This window comes from Caballeronia sp. INML3B (assembly GCF_023631305.1).
GTDB lineage: Bacteria > Pseudomonadota > Gammaproteobacteria > Burkholderiales > Burkholderiaceae > Caballeronia > Caballeronia turbans.
In genome coordinates this window covers 1-3,665 of record NZ_JALQDI010000089.1, presented here as the reverse complement: position 1 = coordinate 3,665, position 3,665 = coordinate 1, and the positions used below count along the sequence as shown (strand labels likewise).

The 3,665-nt window shown below is 63.8% G+C and carries 5 protein-coding genes; all 5 read left to right on the top strand.

Annotation, left to right across the window (positions count from 1 at the left end; genetic code table 11):
- Positions 1-975: 1,2-phenylacetyl-CoA epoxidase subunit PaaA (gene paaA / locus NCS58_RS33965; protein ID WP_250539040.1), on the top strand; the 975-nt coding region annotated here is incomplete at its 5' end.
- A 17-nt stretch (positions 976-992) separates the two neighbouring features.
- Positions 993-1,277, top strand: a complete 285-nt coding sequence (gene paaB, locus NCS58_RS33960) for a 1,2-phenylacetyl-CoA epoxidase subunit PaaB (protein WP_061122015.1) — start codon at positions 993-995, stop codon at positions 1,275-1,277.
- A 13-nt stretch (positions 1,278-1,290) separates the two neighbouring features.
- Complete coding sequence (gene paaC, locus NCS58_RS33955) at positions 1,291-2,088, top strand: 1,2-phenylacetyl-CoA epoxidase subunit PaaC (RefSeq protein ID WP_250478528.1); 798 nt, start codon at positions 1,291-1,293, stop codon at positions 2,086-2,088.
- Complete coding sequence (paaD, locus tag NCS58_RS33950) at positions 2,088-2,600, top strand: 1,2-phenylacetyl-CoA epoxidase subunit PaaD (protein WP_250539039.1); 513 nt, start codon at positions 2,088-2,090, stop codon at positions 2,598-2,600. Before paaC ends, paaD begins: the two co-directional genes overlap by 1 nt.
- Before the next feature lie 31 nt (positions 2,601-2,631).
- A partial coding sequence (gene paaE, locus NCS58_RS33945; RefSeq protein ID WP_250491512.1) for a 1,2-phenylacetyl-CoA epoxidase subunit PaaE occupies positions 2,632-3,665 on the top strand: 1,034 nt, incomplete at its 3' end.

The window sequence follows — 3,665 nt, the reverse complement described above, 5'->3', positions numbered from 1 at the left end:
CCCACGCACACAAGCGAAGCGGCCCCTGGCGCCGCCGCACCCGAACAGGCCCGCTTTGACGCGGTGATGCAAGCCGACGGCAAGATCGAGCCGCAGGACTGGATGCCCGAGGCCTATCGCAAGACGCTGGTGCGGCAGATTTCGCAGCATGCGCATTCGGAGATCATCGGCATGCAGCCCGAGGGCAACTGGATCAGCCGCGCGCCGAGCCTCAAGCGCAAGGCGATCCTGCTCGCGAAGGTGCAGGACGAAGGCGGCCACGGCCTGTATCTCTACAGCGCGGCTGAAACGCTCGGCGTCTCGCGCGATCAGCTCGTCGCCGCGCTGCACGCGGGCCGGGCCAAGTACTCGAGCATCTTCAACTATCCGACGCCCACCTGGGCCGATGTCGGCGTGATCGGCTGGCTGGTCGATGGCGCGGCGATCATGAATCAGATACCGCTGTGCCGCTGCACCTACGGGCCGTATGCCCGCGCGATGATCCGCATCTGCAAGGAGGAGTCGTTCCACCAGCGCCAGGGCTTCGATGCGCTGCTCGCGATGATGAAGGGCACGCAAGCGCAGAAGGACCTCGTGCAACAGGCGGTGAACCGCTGGTGGTGGCCGGTGCTGATGATGTTCGGCCCGAGCGACAAGGACTCGATTCACAGCGGCCAGTCGTTCGCGTGGGGCATCAAGCGCATCTCGAACGACGACCTGCGCCAGAAGTTCGTCGACGCGACTGTCGAGCAGGCGAAGATTCTGGGCGTCACGCTGCCCGATGCCGATCTGAAGTGGAATGCGCAAAGAAACGCGCACGACTACGGCGAGATCGACTGGGACGAGTTCTGGCGCGTGGTCAACGGCGACGGCCCGTGCAACAAGGAGCGCCTCGCCACGCGCGTGAAGGCGCACGACGCAGGCGCATGGGTGCGCGAAGCGGCACTCGCCTACGCGGAGAAGCACAAGGCCCGCGCCCACAAACAAGCTGCATGAACAGGGAGACGATGAAGATGAGCAAGGAATGGCCGATCTGGGAAGTGTTCGTGCGCAGCAAGCAGGGACTCGATCACAAGCATTGCGGCAGCCTGCACGCGCCGGATGCGGGTGTGGCGTTGCGCATGGCGCGCGACGTGTACACGCGCCGTCAGGAAGGCGTGAGCATCTGGGTGGTGCCGTCGGCGGCGATCACCGCATCGGACCCGGCGGACAAGGGCGAATTGTTCGAGCCCGCGGGCGACAAGATCTATCGGCATCCGACGTTCTTCGTGCTGCCCGACGAAATCAATCACATGTAAGGGCGAAAGAGCCATGAGTCAGGACCATCTCGCCTACGTGCTGCGTCTGGCGGACAATGCGCTGATCCTCGGGCAGCGCAATGCCGAATGGTGCAGTCACGGCCCGGCACTGGAAGAAGACATCGCGCTGGCGAACATCAGTCTGGATCTGATCGGCCAGGCGCGGCTCTTGTACACGCACGCGGCGTCGCTGGAAGCCGCGCTCAATGGCAGCAGGAAGACCGAAGACGATTACGCGTACTTTCGCACCGAGCGTGAGTTCGCCAACTACACGATCGCGGAGTTGCCGCACTTCGGGCCGCTCGCGGGCACGGCGCGCGCCGAGCGCGATTACGCGGTGACGATCGTGCGCAACTTCCTGTATTCGTCGCTGATGATCGAAGTGTGGAGCGCGCTGCAAACATCGAGCGATGCGCAACTCGCGGCGATCGCGGCGAAGTCGATCAAGGAGACGAGCTATCACCTGCATCATGCGCGCGACTGGCTGGTGCGTCTGGGCGATGGCACGGACGAGTCGCATCGTCGCGCGCAGGCCGCGCTCGACTATCTGATGCCGTACACGCGCGAGTTCTTCGCCACCGATGCAATCGAGCAGGCCGTCGCCGATGCGGGCATCGCGCCGCTCGCAAGCGAGTTCGAAGCGGCATGGCGTGACGAGGTCGCATCGGCACTGGAAGAGGCCACGCTCACCGCGCCCGAAGAAGTGAAGCACGTCACGACGGGCAAGCACGGTGAGCACTCGGAGCACATGGGCTATCTGCTCGCGGAGATGCAGAGCCTGGCGCGTCAACATCCGGGCGCGAGCTGGTAATGAATACCGCCAACGCAACCATCGAACGCGCGTGGGATGTGCTCGAAGCGGTGCCCGATCCGGAGATTCCGGTGGTATCGATTCGCGAACTGGGCATTCTGCGCGAGGTACGTCACGGCGACGATGGCGTGCTCGAAGTGGTGATCACGCCGACGTACTCGGGGTGTCCGGCGATGTCGCAGATCGCGGAGGATATTGCGCAGGCGATCGATCGGGCCGAGCTCGGTGCGCATCGCATCGAGACGGTGCTGGCGCCCGCGTGGACGACGGACTGGATCACCGACGAAGCGCGCGAGAAGCTGCGCCGCTACGGCATCGCACCGCCGACGGGAGCGTGCAGCGGCCTCGAAAAGCCCATCCGCTTCGTGCCCTATACGAAAGCGACGATCGCGTGCCCGCGCTGCGGCTCGACGCACACCGAGAAGCTGGCGCAATTCGGCTCGACGGCGTGCAAGGCGTTGTACCGCTGCATCGACTGCCGCGAGCCGTTCGATTACTTCAAGCCGTACTGAACTGACTCCATTGAAAAGCGAGCCGAAAAACATGGCGACTCCGCAATTCCATCCGCTGCGCATCCGTGAGGTCCGCCCCGAAACCGCCGATGCGCTCACCGTTTCGTTCGAAGTGCCTCCGGCGCTGCGCGATGCGTTTCGCTTTACGCAAGGTCAGTTCGTGACGCTCAAAACGCATATCGATGGCGAGGAGACGCGCCGTTCGTATTCGATCTGCGTGGGCGTGACCGACTACGATCGCGACGGCGAATTGCGCATCGGCATCAAGCGCGTGCGTGGCGGGCGCTTCTCGAACTTCGCATTCGATACCCTGAAGCCCGGCCACGAGATCGAGGTGATGACACCCGACGGGCGCTTCTTCACGCATCTGAACGCGGATCACGCGAAGCACTACGTGGCGTTCTCGGGCGGCTCGGGCATCACGCCGGTGCTGGCGATCATCAAGACGACGCTGGATATGGAGCCGACGAGCCGCTTCACGCTCGTGTACGGCAATCGCAGCGTCGACGCGATCATGTTCGCCGAGGAGCTCGAGGATCTGAAGAACCGGTATATGGACCGGTTCTCGCTGTATCACGTGCTCTCGGACGATCTGCAGGACGTCGAGTTGTTCAACGGCGTGCTGGATCAGGCGAAGTGCAAGGCGTTTCTGGAGACGCTGCTCTCGCCCGAGGAAATCGACGAGGCATTCATCTGCGGCCCCGGCCCGATGATGGATGCAGCCGAAGCGGCGTTGAAGGATGCGGGCGTGGCGCCGAAGCAGATTCACGTGGAGCGTTTCGGCACGCCGTTGCCGCAAGCCGGGGCGCCGGACATCGAGATCACGGACAGCACGCCGGCGGCGGATCTGGAGCTGATCATCGACGGCAAGAAGCGCAAATTGCGGCTGCCCTATGAAGGCGTGAGCGTGCTCGATGTGGGTTTGAAAGCGGGACTCGCGTTGCCGTACGCGTGCAAGGGCGGTGTGTGCTGCACGTGCCGCGCCCGAGTGCTCGAAGGCGAAGTGAAGATGGAAAAGAACTACACGCTCGAACAACATGAAATCGATGACGGCTTCGTGCTGAC

Coding starts and splice junctions, on each gene's coding strand:
- paaB (WP_061122015.1), top strand. CDS start 993: ATGAGCAAGGAATGGCCGATCTGGGAAGTGTTCGTGCGCAGCAAGCAG.
- paaC (WP_250478528.1), top strand. CDS start 1,291: ATGAGTCAGGACCATCTCGCCTACGTGCTGCGTCTGGCGGACAATGCG.
- paaD (WP_250539039.1), top strand. CDS start 2,088: ATGAATACCGCCAACGCAACCATCGAACGCGCGTGGGATGTGCTCGAA.